Source organism: Vibrio sp. NFR (genome assembly GCF_027587095.1).
In the GTDB taxonomy this organism is placed as follows: domain Bacteria; phylum Pseudomonadota; class Gammaproteobacteria; order Enterobacterales; family Vibrionaceae; genus Vibrio; species Vibrio harveyi.
Genome location: NZ_JAPPTN010000016.1, coordinates 46,759 through 62,156, shown reverse-complemented (window position 1 = coordinate 62,156; position 15,398 = coordinate 46,759). Strand labels below are relative to the sequence as shown.

The 15,398-nt window shown below is 47.1% G+C and carries 13 protein-coding genes; 9 read left to right on the top strand and 4 right to left on the bottom strand.

The window, feature by feature from the left end:
* Positions 1-30: 30 nt before the first annotated feature.
* The 6 genes from OH463_RS22915 to mgtE all read left to right on the top strand — a co-directional run bounded on the left by OH463_RS22915 (position 31) and on the right by mgtE (position 4,936).
* Positions 31-1,497 (top strand): RNA polymerase factor sigma-54, encoded by a 1,467-nt coding sequence (locus OH463_RS22915; RefSeq protein WP_005444386.1) that lies wholly within the window; start codon positions 31-33, stop codon positions 1,495-1,497.
* A 24-nt stretch (positions 1,498-1,521) separates the two neighbouring features.
* Positions 1,522-1,809, top strand: a complete 288-nt coding sequence (hpf, locus tag OH463_RS22910) for a ribosome hibernation promoting factor (protein WP_005444384.1) — start codon at positions 1,522-1,524, stop codon at positions 1,807-1,809.
* 2 nt (positions 1,810-1,811) lie between these two features.
* Positions 1,812-2,258, top strand: a complete 447-nt coding sequence (gene ptsN / locus OH463_RS22905; RefSeq protein ID WP_005444382.1) for a PTS IIA-like nitrogen regulatory protein PtsN — start codon at positions 1,812-1,814, stop codon at positions 2,256-2,258.
* A 14-nt stretch (positions 2,259-2,272) separates the two neighbouring features.
* On the top strand, positions 2,273-3,136 hold the full coding sequence (gene rapZ, locus OH463_RS22900; protein WP_005444380.1) for an RNase adapter RapZ: 864 nt from the start codon (positions 2,273-2,275) through the stop codon (positions 3,134-3,136).
* Positions 3,137-3,138: 2 nt separating this feature from the next.
* Complete coding sequence (locus OH463_RS22895; protein ID WP_005442213.1) at positions 3,139-3,414, top strand: HPr family phosphocarrier protein; 276 nt, start codon at positions 3,139-3,141, stop codon at positions 3,412-3,414.
* 166 nt (positions 3,415-3,580) lie between these two features.
* Positions 3,581-4,936, top strand: coding sequence for a magnesium transporter (gene mgtE, locus OH463_RS22890; RefSeq protein ID WP_005444378.1), 1,356 nt, complete (start codon positions 3,581-3,583; stop codon positions 4,934-4,936).
* Between the two features lie 83 nt (positions 4,937-5,019).
* Here the strand turns inward: mgtE and pmbA are convergent, their stop codons facing one another.
* On the bottom strand, positions 5,020-6,363 hold the full coding sequence (gene pmbA, locus OH463_RS22885) for a metalloprotease PmbA (RefSeq protein WP_005444376.1): 1,344 nt from the start codon (positions 6,361-6,363) through the stop codon (positions 5,020-5,022).
* 110 nt (positions 6,364-6,473) lie between these two features.
* Here pmbA and yjgA point away from each other — a divergent pair, with 110 nt between their 5' ends.
* Complete coding sequence (gene yjgA, locus OH463_RS22880; RefSeq protein ID WP_005444375.1) at positions 6,474-6,998, top strand: ribosome biogenesis factor YjgA; 525 nt, start codon at positions 6,474-6,476, stop codon at positions 6,996-6,998.
* A 65-nt stretch (positions 6,999-7,063) separates the two neighbouring features.
* Here yjgA and OH463_RS22875 read toward each other — a convergent pair whose 3' ends face one another.
* Positions 7,064-8,026 carry a D-2-hydroxyacid dehydrogenase gene (locus tag OH463_RS22875; protein ID WP_269992750.1) on the bottom strand — a complete coding sequence of 321 codons (963 nt, stop codon included), beginning with the start codon at positions 8,024-8,026 and terminating at the stop codon, positions 7,064-7,066.
* A gap of 32 nt (positions 8,027-8,058) precedes the next feature.
* A complete protein-coding gene (gene rluA, locus OH463_RS22870) occupies positions 8,059-8,811 on the bottom strand; it encodes a bifunctional tRNA pseudouridine(32) synthase/23S rRNA pseudouridine(746) synthase RluA (protein WP_005444373.1) in 753 nt (250 codons plus the stop codon).
* A 238-nt stretch (positions 8,812-9,049) separates the two neighbouring features.
* Here rluA and OH463_RS22865 point away from each other — a divergent pair, with 238 nt between their 5' ends.
* A complete protein-coding gene (locus OH463_RS22865; protein ID WP_269992749.1) occupies positions 9,050-10,315 on the top strand; it encodes an NRAMP family divalent metal transporter in 1,266 nt (421 codons plus the stop codon).
* Positions 10,316-10,415: 100 nt separating this feature from the next.
* Here the strand turns inward: OH463_RS22865 and rapA are convergent, their stop codons facing one another.
* Positions 10,416-13,325, bottom strand: a complete 2,910-nt coding sequence (gene rapA, locus OH463_RS22860) for an RNA polymerase-associated protein RapA (protein ID WP_050935750.1) — start codon at positions 13,323-13,325, stop codon at positions 10,416-10,418.
* 536 nt (positions 13,326-13,861) lie between these two features.
* Between rapA and OH463_RS22855 the strand changes: the two genes are divergently transcribed.
* The gene (locus OH463_RS22855) at positions 13,862-15,238 is read left to right on the top strand and encodes a PhoH family protein (RefSeq protein WP_005444370.1); all 1,377 of its coding nucleotides are present in this window, start codon (positions 13,862-13,864) and stop codon (positions 15,236-15,238) included.
* Positions 15,239-15,398: the final 160 nt, after the last annotated feature.

Genomic DNA, 15,398 nt, shown 5'->3' with positions numbered 1-15,398 from the left:
TTCTGAGCATTACAAGGTAAGTAACACTGAATGAAACCTTCATTACAACTCAAGCTAGGTCAACAGTTAGCCATGACGCCGCAGCTGCAACAAGCCATCCGTTTGTTGCAATTGTCGACGCTCGATCTTCAACAAGAAATTCAAGAAGCGCTGGATTCCAACCCGCTATTGGAAGTTGAAGAAGGTCACGATGAACCTCAAGTAAATGGTGAAGATAAGTCAGCATCCGAAGCCGCTGAAGCCAGTGCCAACGACACCTCTGAACCCGATCTTCCAGACAGTTCAGACGTAATTGAAAAATCTGAAATCAGTTCTGAACTAGAAATCGATACCACCTGGGATGACGTTTACAGCGCTAACACTGGCAGTACAGGTCTAGCGCTTGATGACGACATGCCGGTCTACCAAGGTGAAACCACTGAATCACTGCATGATTACCTCATGTGGCAATTAGATCTCACGCCTTTCAGTGAAACAGACCGCACCATCGCACTCGCGATCATCGATGCTGTCGATGATTATGGCTACCTCACTCTTTCTCCTGAAGAAATCCATGAGAGCTTCAATAATGAGGAAGTCGAGTTAGATGAAATCGAAGCAGTGCGTAAGCGTATTCAACAATTTGACCCGCTTGGTGTTGCATCCCGCAACCTACAAGAATGTTTACTGCTGCAATTAGCGACCTTCCCAGAAGATACGCCGTGGCTAGCAGAAGCGAAAATGGTATTGAGCGATCATATCGATCACCTTGGTAATCGCGACTACAAGCTAGTCATCAAAGAGACTAAGCTTAAAGAAGCTGACCTGCGTGAAGTCTTGAAGCTAATTCAACAACTTGATCCTCGCCCAGGCAGTCGCATCACACCGGATGACACTGAATACGTCATTCCAGATGTGTCCGTATTTAAAGATCATGGTAAGTGGACCGTATCCATTAACCCTGACAGCATTCCAAAACTAAAAGTAAATCAACAATATGCGCAGCTAGGCAAAGGCAACAGTGCGGATAGCCAGTACATTCGCAGCAATTTGCAAGAGGCAAAATGGCTGATTAAGAGCCTAGAAAGCAGAAACGAGACGCTTCTCAAAGTTGCAAGATGTATTGTTGAACATCAACAAGATTTCTTCGAGTATGGTGAAGAAGCCATGAAACCAATGGTACTAAACGATGTAGCATTGGCAGTGGACATGCATGAATCAACGATTTCTCGTGTGACAACGCAGAAGTTCATGCACACACCACGTGGCATTTTTGAATTGAAGTACTTCTTCTCTAGCCATGTTAGTACAGACAATGGTGGAGAATGTTCGTCCACAGCAATTCGTGCTCTCATCAAGAAACTGGTCGCAGCGGAAAATACCGCTAAACCTTTAAGTGATAGCAAGATTGCTGCTCTTCTGGCTGACCAAGGGATTCAAGTCGCAAGACGAACGATTGCGAAATATCGCGAATCCTTGGGTATCGCCCCTTCAAGTCAGCGTAAACGCCTACTTTAAGGCACCAACTGAAAAGGAAAGTCTATGCAAATCAATATTCAAGGCCATCACGTTGATCTTACCGATTCAATGCAAGACTATGTTCAATCTAAGTTTCAGAAGCTCGAAAGGTTCTTCGACCACATTAACCAAGTTCACGTGGTACTAAAAGTTGAAAAACTTGACCAAATAGCGGAAGCTACACTCCACATAAATCAAGGCGAAATCCACGCGTCATCGAACGACGAAAATATGTATGCAGCAATTGACTCGCTGGTGGATAAATTAGTTCGTCAACTTAACAAGCACAAAGAAAAACTAAACAGTCATTAATCATGCAACTGAGCGAGATACTGTCACTGGACTGCACCAAAAGTGCAGTCCATTGTACAAGTAAGAAACGTGCCCTAGAGATGATCAGTCAAATTGTTGCTGAGAACACGGGTCAAGATTCTACGGAACTGTTTGAGTGTATGCTCAGCAGAGAAAAAATGGGTAGTACTGGTATCGGTAACGGTATTGCTATCCCCCACGCAAGAATGCAATCAAGCGACAAAGCCATCGCGGTGTTACTTCAATGTGACGAGGCGATTGAGTTTGATGCTATCGACAATCGACCTGTCGACCTTCTTTTTGCTCTCCTTGTTCCAGAAGAACAGTGCAAAGAGCACCTCAAAACATTATCCTCTATGGCAGAGCGCCTAAGCGACAAGCAAGTACTTAAGAGCTTGCGTAACGCTCAGAGCGATGAAGAACTCTACGACATTATGATTCATCAGTAATCAGGACGATCACCATGCGATTAATCGTTGTTAGTGGGCACTCTGGTGCCGGGAAGAGTGTTGCTTTACGTGTGCTTGAGGACTTAGGCTACTATTGTGTAGACAACCTACCAGTTAACTTGCTTGATGCGTTTGTTCAATCGGTTTCCGATAGCAAACAGAACGTGGCAGTAAGTATCGATATTCGCAATATCCCTAAGAAACTCAAAGAACTGAACACCACACTTGAAAAGCTAAAAGCTGAACTGGATGTGACAGTACTTTTCTTAGACGCCAACAAAGAAACTCTACTCAAGCGCTACAGCGAAACTCGTCGAATTCACCCACTATCACTTGGCAGCCAGTCGCTCTCTCTTGATCAAGCTATCGAACTTGAGCACGACATCCTAATGCCGCTAAAAGCCCATGCAGACTTAGTATTGAACAGTAGTGGTCAATCTCTTCATGACCTTAGCGAAACGGTACGCATGCGAGTTGAAGGCAGGGAACGCAAAGACTTGGTGATGGTGTTTGAATCATTTGGTTTCAAGTACGGCTTACCATCAGACGCGGATTACGTGTTCGATGTACGCTTCCTACCAAACCCACACTGGGAGCCAGCACTGCGCCCTCTCACTGGTTTAGACGCTCCAATCGGTGCGTTCTTAGAGCAGCATCAGTCTGTACTTGACCTGAAATACCAAATTGAGAGCTTCATTGAGACTTGGTTACCTCTACTCGAGAAAAACAACCGCAGCTACCTTACAGTTGCGATTGGTTGTACTGGTGGCAAGCACCGCTCGGTTTATCTCACTCAAAAAATCGGTGAGTTCTTTGCTGATAAAGGACACCAAGTACAAATTCGCCACACTTCATTGGAAAAGAACGTTAAGGAATAACGGTGGAAATAAGTCGTAAAGTACTGATCCAAAACCGCTTAGGGTTGCACGCTCGTGCTGCGGTTAAACTGGTAGAGCTGGCGCAAAGCTTCGATGCGGTGATCACCATCGACAACGAAGAAGACAAAACCGCGACCGCAGACAGCGTCATGGGGTTGTTGATGCTGGAGTCCGCCCAAGGACAATACGTGACTATCCACGCAACTGGCGACCAATCCGAGCAAGCTCTTGATGCTGTTTGCCATTTGATTGAAGATAAGTTTGATGAAGGCGAGTGATTCACTCGCTTTTTTATTATCTATAGCCAGATATCCCATATAACTTTCACCTCCTGCTTAAATTCCGATAAATAATTTTGTCGACTTTCATAAGTTGTTATTAAAAGGTGCCTAGAATTAAGTTATTATTCAAAGCATTGTAAATATCAGGAATTAGGAGGAATGAATGGCAGAGCAAATAGAATTCGACCAAGCTCACCAAGCCCTCCAAGAAGTCACTGAAGCACTGGAAAACGGTCGCTTCGTCCATGTTCGTCGCCAACTGCAGGACATGGAACCTGAGGATATCGCCCACCTTTTAGAAGCTTCGCCGCGTAAAAGTCGTGAGGTTCTTTGGCAACTTACCGACCCAGAAGATTACGGTGAGATTCTTGACGAGCTGAACGAAGACGTTAAAGACAGTCTTGTGTCCAAAATGGCTCCTGAAGCGCTTGCAGAAGCGACGGAAGGCATGGACACCGATGACGTGGCTTACGTCCTACGTAGCTTGCCTGACGACGTCTCACGCGAAGTTCTGTCTCAGATGGATTCAGCGGATCGTCTACGCGTCGAAACCGCCCTATCCTACCCTGAGGATACCGCGGGTGGACTGATGAACACCGACGTAATCACCATTCGTGGTGACGTTGATGTGGATGTAGTCCTGCGTTATTTGCGTATGAAAGGCGAACTGCCTGAAGCAACTGACGCACTATACGTGATTGATGATGACAGCAAACTGATTGGTGAACTACCGATCACCACGCTGATCACCACGCAACCAGATGTCAAAGTCAGTGAGGTGATGGAAGATGCGGATGATGCGATTACTGTTGATACTAGCGACTCTGACGTAGCAAGCCTGTTTGAACGTCGTAACTGGGTATCAGCTCCGGTTGTGGATGAAAACCAGCATCTTGTCGGTCGTATCACCATCGATGACGTAGTCGACGTTATCCGTGAAGACGCTGAACACTCAATGATGAGTATGGCGGGTATGGACGACGACGAAGATACCTTCGCGCCTGTGGTAAAGTCTGCTCGTAAACGTAGTATTTGGCTTGGTGCCAACGTACTTGCTGCACTAGCCGCTGCTTCTGTCTCCAACATGTTTGAAGCGACTCTAGACCAAATGGCTGCGATTGCTGTCCTAATGACCATCGTGCCTTCAATGGGTGGTGTAGCAGGTAACCAAACCGTTGCACTTGTAATCCGTGGCTTAGCTCTCGGTCATATCGGTGACTCGAACAAACGCGAACTCTTGATGAAAGAGGCGGCTATCGGCTTGCTAAACGGCATCATGTGGGCGCTGATCATCGGTGGTATTGTGGTTGCCTGGAAAGGAAACTGGATGCTTGGTGGGATTATCTCGGCGGCCATGCTAACCAACCTGCTTGTGGCAGGTATTGCGGGCGTTACCATTCCAATCCTACTCAAGAAAATGAACATCGATCCAGCTCTCGCTGGTGGTATGGCTCTGACCACAGTAACGGACGTAATTGGTCTATCAGTCTTCCTCGGTCTCGCAACCTTAATGATTTAAGCTGTGTAGCGAACCGCCAATAACGAGCAATAAAAAAGCCTGATGAACACATCAGGCTTTTTCGTATCTAGCGATTAGCAAGCTTATTCACCAGCAACCTTCATGGTATCCAACAAGATAGAACCAGTTTGGATTTGCGAGCGTGTTTCTACGTCGCTGCCCACAGCAACAATCTGGTTGAACATGTCTTTCAAGTTACCCGCAATGGTAATTTCAGACACTGGGTATTGGATTTCACCGTTCTCAACCCAGAAACCAGCTGCACCGCGAGAGTAATCGCCAGTTACAACGTTTACGCCTTGACCCATAGTTTCTGTTACCAGTAAACCTGTGCCCAGCTCTTTTAGCATTTGCTCGAAATTTTGACCTGTCGACTTCACATACCAGTTATGGATACCACCAGCGTGACCCGTTGGGTCCATCTTCATCTTGCGAGCGGCATAGCTAGTTAGCAAGTAGGTAGCTAAAACACCATCGGTGATGATTTCACGATCTTGCGTGTAGACACCTTCGCTATCGAATGGGCTTGAAGCTAACCCACGTAGTACGTGCGGACGCTCAGAAATGTTGAACCACTCCGGCAATACTTGCTTACCAAGGTGATCCAATAGGAAAGAAGATTTGCGGTACAGGTTACCACCGCTGATTGCCATCACTAGGTGACCAATCAAGCCTGTCGCTACGTCCGCAGCAAACATCACCGGGTATTTGCCCGTCTTAAGCTTTTGCGCGTCAAGGCGACTGATGGTTTTCTCTGCCGCTTTGCGGCCAACCATTTCTGGTGACCAAAGATCGTCACGATGGCGCGCAACGGTATAGCTGTAATCGCGTTCCATCTCGCCGTTTTGACCCACGCCAATCACACAACAGCTAGTGCTATGGCGGCTTGATGCGTAACTTGCTAACAAGCCATGGCTGTTACCGTAAACCTTAACGCCGTAGTGACTATCGTAGCTCGCACCATCGCTTTGCTTAATAGCGTCGCTGTAGTTCAGCGCTTCTTTTTCAGCTGCGATAGCGACCTGCGCTGCGTAGTCTGGATCAGGAGCATCTGGGTGGAAAAGGTCTAAGTCTGGCACCTCTTTCACCATGTATTCTTTTGGAGCAGGACCTGCGAACGGGTCTTCTGATGTGTATTGAGCGATGTCTAGTGCTGCTAGAACGGTTTGCTCAATAGCAGCTTCGCTCAAGTCAGATGTGGAAGCACTGCCTTTACGTTGACCACGGTAGACAGTAATGCCTAGTGCGCCATCGCTGTTGAATTCAACGTTTTCCACGTCACCCATGCGAGTGGAGACACTCAAACCCGTACTCTTGGTGATTGCGACTTCAGCGGCATCAGACTTCGCCGCAGCGATTTCTAGTGCACGTGAAACGGCTTGTTCTAGCTCGGTACGTTGCTCAGCAACCTGCTGTTTAATATCCATTGTCTTTCACATCATGTATTCGATGCACAATAGAATAACAAGAATTTCGCTTTCTCCCCACGATTCTTGTTAAAATAGTCATAATATTAATCAAAACACAGGCAACTGAAATGGCACGTAAGAATCAAAAAGCGCCATGGGAACCAGAAGAAGAGATCATCTGGGTTAGTAAATCCGAGATGAAGCGAGACATGGAAGAGCTGCAAAAGCTTGGTGAAGAGCTAGTTGGTCTTAAGCCGGCGGTTCTAGAAAAGTTTCCATTGAGCGAAGAACTGCGCGAAGCGGTTGCTGATGCACAACGCTTTAAAAACGAAGCACGTCGTCGTCAGCTACAACGCATTGGTAAGCTAATGCGCTACGAAGATCCAGAACCAATTCAAGCGGCACTGGATAAAATCCGCAACAAGCACTCACAAGCGACAGCTGCTCTGCACAAGCTAGAAGCACTGCGTGACCGCGTTGTAGAAGAAGGCGATAAAGCGATTGATGACGTAATGGAATTGTACCCAGAAGCGGATCGTCAACGTCTACGCCAACTTGCTCGCCAAGCAGCAAAAGAGAAGAAAGCCGGTAAACCAGCAAAATCTTACCGTGAAATCTTCCAAATTCTGAAAGCATTTGAAGAAGAAATGTAATTCAACGCTTAAGAAAGTAAAAAGCAGACCTATGAGTCTGCTTTTTTCATGCCTATTTTCAGATATTACGCCAAGCGATTGAGGCTTTCACCACGCGCAAAGGCGTTAATATTCTCAATCAAGATCTCAGCCAAACGCTGAATCGATGAGTCACTGCCCCAAGCGACGTGTGGCGTTAACAATAGATTGGGTAAGTGCATATTGGCAATCAACGGATTACTCTCATCGGCGGGCTCTTGGGTAAAGACATCAAACCCTGCACCAGCAATCTCACCTTGTTTTAAGCTATCCACTAAGGCTTGCTCATCTACCAAGCCACCACGTCCAGTATTAATCAAAATTGATGTTGGCTTCATCTGCTTAAGTTCCACTTCGCCAATCAAATTACGTGTTTCATCATTCAATGGACAATGCAGAGTGATGGCGTCCGCTTGATTTAGCATTTCAGTAAAAGAGACATAGCCTTCTCGGCACTCGGTTACGCCTTTGCGCTCCGCAAACACCACGTTCATACCTAACGCTTTCGCTAATTGTGCCGTCGCCAGACCTAATGCGCCGCTGCCAACCACCCCCAAAGTGCTACCTGCAACGTCCCCAATTGGATGCGTAAAGAAACAAAACTGTTTATTACGTTGCCACTCGCCTGCGGCAATGTCTTGATGATAACCAAACAAGTTGCGGCGCAAGGCAAAAAGCATCGCAATGACATGTTCAGGCACCGAGCGAGTCGCATAGCCACGCACGTTGGCGACCGCAACATTGTGCTCAGCGCAATAATCAACATCGACATTATTAAAACCCGTAGCCGCGACAGCAATCATCTTGAGGTTGGGAAGTTGAGAGAGAACGGTTTGGTCGAGCATCACTTTGTTGCTGATCACGATATCTGCATCAGAAAGGCGTTCAACAACTTGCTCAGAAGAAGTTAGATCGTATTCCACCCAATCATGGGCAAAGCTTGGACGAGGAACTTGAATTTGAACGGGAATAGTCGCGCGGTCGAGGAAGACCACTTTAGGCAGTGACATAACAACTCCTTGTTCACTGCCTAAAGATGAATTTATGGACGTGGCAGTGTTTTGTAATCTGGTAATTTACGCGCTGGGTCGAAATAGTCAAAGATCATCGCTTCCGCTTCCGGGTAAAAATCACAAGGAACAAAAATGCTGCGCAGCCAATGGCATTTCGGATGGTAAAAGCTCAATTCAGCGGCGTGCAGTTCTAGGCGCTCAGAGAAAGCTTTTGCTTCTTCAGTTGCGTAAAATTCATCCCCCACAATCGGGTGACCTAATGCTTGCATGTGGACACGCAATTGGTGTGAGCGACCAGTGATAGGCAGTAAACGTACAATCGTCGTCTTCGCTCCATCAGGGTGCTCTTCTCGCTTCGCCACTTGGAATAGCGTCTTAGAAGGTTTGCCATCTTCAAAACACACTTTCTGCAGTGGACGGTTAGGCCAATCGCAAATCAGCGGCAGGTCAATATCACCTTCTTCTTGCTCTACGTGCCCCCAAACTCGTGCATAGTAGATCTTATGCGTCAATCGATATTGAAACTGCTTCTTTAAAGCACTTTCTGCATGTTTGTTCTTCGCCAGAACCATCAAACCGGAAGTCGACATATCCAAACGGTGTACCACTTGAATGTCTGGATACTGCTCAGTGAGGCGACTCCACATACTGTCATAGTGCTCAGCGAGACGGCCCGGCACAGAGAGCAGACCGGATGGCTTATTCACAGCCAATATTTGCTCATCTTCAAAAACGACATCAATCCAAGGATCGGTTGGTGGATTGTACTCAAGCATTGCCATGGGCAGGATCTCTACAGAATAAAAACGCGCTGATTATACCCAAGAGCCCTCAAGATGCATGCACAAAACGCGTTTAATTTTATCGCGAACCTGAGTCGATATAACTTTTTGAAATAACAAAAATCAACAAGTCAAACCACTAATAAAAATAAATTCAAACCAAGTTGTAAATTTAAATTGACAACCATACTGGGCATGTTACTTATAGTTTATCGTTGATGAACAAGGACAATAACAAATGGAATCGGCAGTACCAGATCAACCCCAATCCAAAATCTCCCAATTTATACGCTCGTTGGGTCCCGGCATTCTCATGGCTTCTGCGGCGGTGGGTGGCTCTCACCTCGTTGCTTCAACAAAAGCTGGTGCCATTTATGGCTGGCAACTCGCCGTGCTTATCCTGCTAGTAAACCTTTTTAAATACCCATTTTTTCGAGCAGGCGTGCAATACACCATGGGCACAGGTAAAACCTTGGTTGAAGGCTACGCTAAGCTTGGTCGCCCCTACCTTTGGTTGTTCTTGTTTCTCAGTTCCGTTTCTGCGGTGATCAATACAGCAGCGCTTCTGATGTTCAGTGCGAGCTTGTTGGGCTACTTCATTCCATTTTCATTGTCGATGGTATCACTCAGTATCATTGTATTGGTCACGTGCTTGGTGATCCTATTTGCTGGTCATTACAAAGCGCTGGATACGCTCTCGAAAGTCATCATGACAGTACTGACCATTGCGACATTACTAGCAGTGGCGATTGCATTTGGTAATCCGGTAGAGCCCGTTGCGAACTTTGAATCCCCCTCTCCTTGGTCAATTGCAGCTATCGGCTTTATCGTTGTAACCATGGGCTGGATGCCAGCACCAATCGAGATCTCTTGTTTGACGTCTGCGTGGCTCAAACGCCAAACTAGCCAACAAGAAGTCACCGCAAAATCTGCGTTGTTTGATTTCAATGTCGGCTATATTGGTACTGCGGTATTGGCTTTGGTGTTTGTATCGCTAGGTGCGTTGATGCTACACGGCTCAGGCATTGAACTTAAGAGCTCTGGCGTAGGCTTCTCCCACCAGCTTGTTGGCTTGTACGCTTCGACCATTGGTGAGTGGTCACGTTACCTAATTGCAGTGATTGCGTTTTTCTGTATCTTCGGTAGTACGATTACGGTAATTGATGGCTACTCACGTGTGATTTCAGACTCTCAACGTCTACTGCGCTCGCAACCAGAAACTAACCCAAAAGCCACGTCAGCGATCATGCTTACGGTATCGGTCTTGGCATTAGGTATTGTGGTGTTCTGGGCGTCAGCACTACTACCAATGCTGAACTTTGCCATGGTACTGGCGTTTATGACGACACCGTTCTTCGCGCTACTGAACTACATTTTAGTGAGCAAAACCGACTTACCCAAGCCATTAGCGCTGGGTCGTAAATTGAAGTGGTTGTCGATTGCTGGCTTGATTTACTTATTCGGCTTCTTAGCGCTGTTTATTTGGTGGAAGTGGCTAATGTAATTGGCTACGAGCGATTAACCGAACCGCTGAGGTAAACCAAACTCAGATAAAGAAAAAGGTCTTCAATTGAAGACCTTTTTTTCGTGTGTTTGAACGCTGATTAGTTGTGGCTGACCACAATCAGACGTAGCGAATCTAGCTGAACCTGAGCTTGGTTGATGTAACCTGTTAGCTCTTTGATTTGCTCTTCAATCGCTTCAATTTCTTCATCACGGATGTTCGGGTTAACCGCTTTCAGTGCTTGTAGACGCTCAAGCTCGGCATTCAAGCTTTGTTGCATGTCTTGATGCGCTTGTTTGCGAACGTCTTCCACTTTCTGCTCAACCAATGCGTCACCCGCTTCGATTAGGCTGTGAATGTCTTTCTGTACCGATGTCACTAGCTTGCTGCCTAGGTGACGGTTTACAGGGCTAAGCTGACGGTTGAAGCCTTCAAACTCAACCTGAGAAGACAGATCGTTACCACGAGCATCCATCATCATGCGAATTGGCGTCTTCGGTAAGAAACGAGTAATACCGCTGCGTTTTGGTGCTTGTGCATCCACCGCGTATACCAATTCAAGTAGGATAGTGCCCACTGGTAGCGCTTTGTTCTTCAGCAGAGAAACCGCAGAGGTACCCACACCTTCGCTCATCAGCAGATCAATACCACCTTGAATCATTGGGTGTTCCCAACTGATAAAGTGCATGTCTTCGCGAGATAGCGCTGTATCACGATCAAATGTGATAGTCGCACCTTCGTATGGCAAACCTGGGTAGCTTGGCACCATCATGTGCTCAGATGGCGTTACCACAAGTGCATTTTCGCCTTTGTCGTCTTGGTTCAAGCCAATGGTGTCAAACAGAGACAGTGCGAACGTCACTAGGTTTGTGTCACCATCTGTCGATGAGATTTTCTCAACGATCTGCTGCGCTTTCTCGCCGCCGTTTGAATGCATCTCTAGCAGACGGTCACGACCTTGCTCAAGTTGTGATTTCAGCTCTTTGTTCATCTTCGCTGATTCTTCAATCACTTCATCAAGGTTTGAAACATCACCAGACGCCAGCATTTCAATCAGCGCATCAGAGTACTTATCGTAAACCGCGCGACCTGTTGGACAGGTTTCAGCAAACGCGTTCAGACCTTCATCGAACCAACGAGCAAGAATCGCTTGTGACGTGTCTTTTAGGTAAGGCACGTGGATATCGATATCACGCTTCTGACCGATACGGTCCAGACGACCAATACGCTGCTCTAGCAAGTCTGGGTTGAACGGTAAATCGAACATCACAAGCTGGTTAGCAAACTGGAAGTTACGACCTTCTGAGCCGATTTCGCTACAGATAAGAACCTGCGCGCCGCCCTCTTCTTGCGCAAAGTAAGCAGCCGCTTTGTCACGCTCAAGAATCGACATGCCTTCGTGGAATACAGTTGCACGAATACCTTCACGCTCACGCAGTGCCTGCTCAAGTTGCAGCGCAGTACTTGCACGAGAGGCAATAACCAATACTTTGTCGCTGCGTTTCTCTTTTACTTTCTCAAGTAACCAGTTCACACGTGAGTCGAACTGCCACCAGCTTGAATCTTCACCTTCAAATTCTTGGAAGATTTCTTCTGGATAAAGGTTCTTCACCGCGCGCGCTTCTGGTGTCATCTTGCCGCCGATCATGCCTGATACACGCATTGACGTGGTGTACTGCTGCGGAATGTCCATTGGCATTAGATGCACGTTACGCTTCGGGAAGCCTTTGATCGCTGCACGCGTGTTACGGAACAGAACGCGACCTGTACCGTGACGGTCCATCAGGTTGTCGATCAGCTCTTGGCGCGCTGACGCTTTCGCTTCTTCATCACTGTCGCTTTCGATAATGCGGAATAGCGGCTCAACGTCTTGTTCAGAAAGCAGTTCTGTAATTTGGTTTTTCGCTTCGTCAGGCAGTTTCTCACCAGAGAACAGCGAAGTAATAGCATCCGCAACAGGTGCGTATTGCTCTTCTTCTTCAACGAATGCGTCGTAATCGTAGAAGCGATCTGGGTCTAGCAGACGTAAACGAGCGAAGTGACTCTCACGACCTAGCTGCTCTGGTGTTGCCGTTAGCAGTAGCACACCCGCAGTGCGTTCTGCCAAGCCTTCTACCACTTGGTATTCGCGGCTTGGTTTGTCTTGGCTCCATTCTAAGTGGTGCGCTTCATCGACAACCAATAGATCCCACTCGCCTTCTAGCGCTTGCTCGAAACGCTTGCGGCTCTTACGTAGGAAATCCAGTGAACACAGCACGTATTGCTGCGTATCAAATGGGTTTTCCGCTTCTGCGAACGCTTCAATACAACGCTCTTCATCGAAGATAGAGAAGTGCAGGTTGAAACGACGCATCATCTCAACGAGCCACTGGTGTTGCAGTGTCTCTGGCACCACGATAAGGATACGTTCAGCACGACCGGACAGCACTTGCTGGTGGATGATCATACCCGCTTCGATGGTTTTACCCAGACCAACTTCATCCGCTAGCAATACGCGAGGCGCGTGACGACGACCGACTTCGTGCGCGATGTAAAGCTGGTGAGGGATCAAGCCTGCACGCATGCCACACAGACCACGCATTGGGCTCTTGTGTTGCTCAAATTGGTTTTGTAGCGCACGGTAGCGAAGTACAAAGTTGTCCATGCGATCGATTTGACCTGCGTACAACTTGTCTTGCGGCTTGTTAAAACGAATGTGGTTGCTTAGGAAGATTTCACGCAACACAATCGCCGTTTCTTGCGTGTCTTCACGAGTACCGAAATAGGTGTATAGACCTTCATCTTCCAGTACTTCTTCAACTTTTAATGACCAACCTTCTTGGCAATCGATGACATCACCGACGTTGAACGTTACTCGGGTAACTGGTGCATCGTTACGTGCGTAAACTCGGTTTTCCTCTGATGCTGCAAACATCAATGTCACAGTACGAGCATCCATTGCTACTACGGTACCTAAACCTAAATCGCTTTCCGTATCGCTAATCCAGCGCTGCCCCAAAGCAAATGTCATGAATTGACTACCTCGTTGTTGTTTCTTGTTGGTCTCTACCCATCCCGATGGGCATGGATAATAGTTTAGATCTGATTCTGGCTTCTGCTATGCCAATCGTGCTTGTCATGCCACTTTGTGCTGTGCATTTTTAAGCCAGCTGAACATGATAAATCGGGCGTAGCCTATACGCAGAAAAAGGTCGCTAATCTTACTTGAAGCTGTGATTTAGGTCACGCCGAAACCGCCCAGAGGGGCAACTTTTTTTCCTGAATTAGGAATGCAATCAAATTGTAAAAAACTCATGACAATTATTAAGTTGTAAGAAGTAAATTTTACGTATACTTCTAATGAGGGGCGCTTAGAGTCATCAAGCATGATTTGAGCGCATTAAGTACACGATTAGGATCAACACGGGTTTGCAGTAAGTTGTCTTGCTACTCGGTTGCGCACTAACCGACATTGCCCGACAACCTCTATTGCAAGCAATCAGAGTTAGGAAGACTGTTCCTTCTTAGCTACTAGCCAGCAAAGCCGCGCTGCGGCAAGGAGACGCTATGGGCGATACCGATCGGAAACTGTTTGTACTCGATACCAACATTCTTCTTCATGAACCCTTCGCCATCTTCTCTTTCCAAGAACACGATGTCGTCATCCCAATGACCGTGTTGGAAGAACTCGACCGAATCAAAGACAGTAAACGTGATGTAGCAAGGGATGCACGCGTTGCGATTCGCGCTTTGGAAGATCTGTTTAAAGACGCAACACCCGATGAAATCTCAGAAGGTATTCCAGTTTCTAAAGACAACCCAAGCCAAGGCACCATCTCTATTTTGGCGGACTTCGAATTGCAGGAAACCGTCAAAGCCTTCGCCGACAAAGCCGGTGACAACCGCATACTCAATGCGGTGCTTTATCTGCAAAACAAACGCGCACCACGTGAAGTCGTGCTCGTAACCAAAGACATCAACATGCGTTTGCGAGCCAAAGGCGCTGGCGTACGTTTCGTTGAAGACTATCGTACGGATCAACTGATTGATGATATCCAATATCTCACCAAAGGCTTCCAACAACGTGAAGGTGATTTTTGGAGTGATGTGGATGAAGTTGAGAGTTACGCGCTGGGTGGAAAAACGTTCCATAAACTCAACCGCGAACCGTTCGAGCCGACCTTTATCAACCAATACGTGATTGATGAAGAGAGTGATTTTGTAGGTCGAGTAGAAACCATTAATGAGGATAAGGTTACGCTGCTCGACCTGAGTCGTGAGCGCATGATGCATCGTCGCGCTTGGGACATTACACCGAAAAATATCTATCAAGGCATGGCGATGGATGCCTTGCTTGATCCTGATATTGATTTGGTGATTCTGACCGGCGCTGCCGGTAGTGGTAAAACGCTCCTTGCAATGGCAGCAGCACTAGAACAAACCATTGAAAAAGGCATGTTCGATAAGATTATCGTAACGCGGAACACGCCAGATATTGGTGAGTCGATTGGTTTCTTACCGGGCTCGGAAGAAGAGAAAATGATGCCTTGGTTAGCCGCGGTGACCGACACCTTGGAAGCGCTGCACAAGAACGACCATTGCACCGAAGGTTCGATGAAGTACATCTGCGATAAAGCCAACATTCAGTTTAAATCGATTAACTTTATGCGTGGTCGCTCTATCCAGAATGCGTTTGTCTTGCTCGATGAGTGTCAGAACTTAACCGCTTCACAAATCAAAACCATCATCACCCGTTGTGGTGAAGGCACTAAGATTGTGTGCTCGGGTAACTTGGCACAGATTGACTCCCACTACCTAACCCCAGTGACGTCTGGTTTGACGTATATGGTTGAACGCTTCAAGAACTTTGAAGGCAGCGCCAATATTCACCTCAATGGTGTGGTGCGCAGTCGCTTGGCAGAGTTTGCGGAAGAGAATCTGTAGCGAATCATCTCCCCCTAAAACAAAAGAGCGCTCAATGGGCGCTCTTTTATTCTTTAATAGCTTAACGTTTGATGCTCGAGGCTAAAAGTCGAGATTCCCTATCATCGCTCCTTCGTCACGGTAGGGAATGACGATCTTTAACGTCATAGCTAATTGGTAG

Excerpts from the sequence above, each read along its gene's own strand:
- OH463_RS22875 (WP_269992750.1), bottom strand. The coding sequence starts at position 8,026 with ATGTCACTGCCTAAAGTGGTCTTCCTCGACCGCGCGACTATTCCCGTT.
- hpf (WP_005444384.1), top strand. The coding sequence starts at position 1,522 with ATGCAAATCAATATTCAAGGCCATCACGTTGATCTTACCGATTCAATG.
- OH463_RS22855 (WP_005444370.1), top strand. The coding sequence starts at position 13,862 with ATGGGCGATACCGATCGGAAACTGTTTGTACTCGATACCAACATTCTT.
- rluA (WP_005444373.1), bottom strand. The coding sequence starts at position 8,811 with ATGGCAATGCTTGAGTACAATCCACCAACCGATCCTTGGATTGATGTC.
- OH463_RS22865 (WP_269992749.1), top strand. The coding sequence starts at position 9,050 with ATGGAATCGGCAGTACCAGATCAACCCCAATCCAAAATCTCCCAATTT.
- pmbA (WP_005444376.1), bottom strand. The coding sequence starts at position 6,363 with ATGGATATTAAACAGCAGGTTGCTGAGCAACGTACCGAGCTAGAACAA.
- yjgA (WP_005444375.1), top strand. The coding sequence starts at position 6,474 with ATGGCACGTAAGAATCAAAAAGCGCCATGGGAACCAGAAGAAGAGATC.
- mgtE (WP_005444378.1), top strand. The coding sequence starts at position 3,581 with ATGGCAGAGCAAATAGAATTCGACCAAGCTCACCAAGCCCTCCAAGAA.
- rapZ (WP_005444380.1), top strand. The coding sequence starts at position 2,273 with ATGCGATTAATCGTTGTTAGTGGGCACTCTGGTGCCGGGAAGAGTGTT.
- rapA (WP_050935750.1), bottom strand. The coding sequence starts at position 13,325 with ATGACATTTGCTTTGGGGCAGCGCTGGATTAGCGATACGGAAAGCGAT.
- ptsN (WP_005444382.1), top strand. The coding sequence starts at position 1,812 with ATGCAACTGAGCGAGATACTGTCACTGGACTGCACCAAAAGTGCAGTC.
- OH463_RS22915 (WP_005444386.1), top strand. The coding sequence starts at position 31 with ATGAAACCTTCATTACAACTCAAGCTAGGTCAACAGTTAGCCATGACG.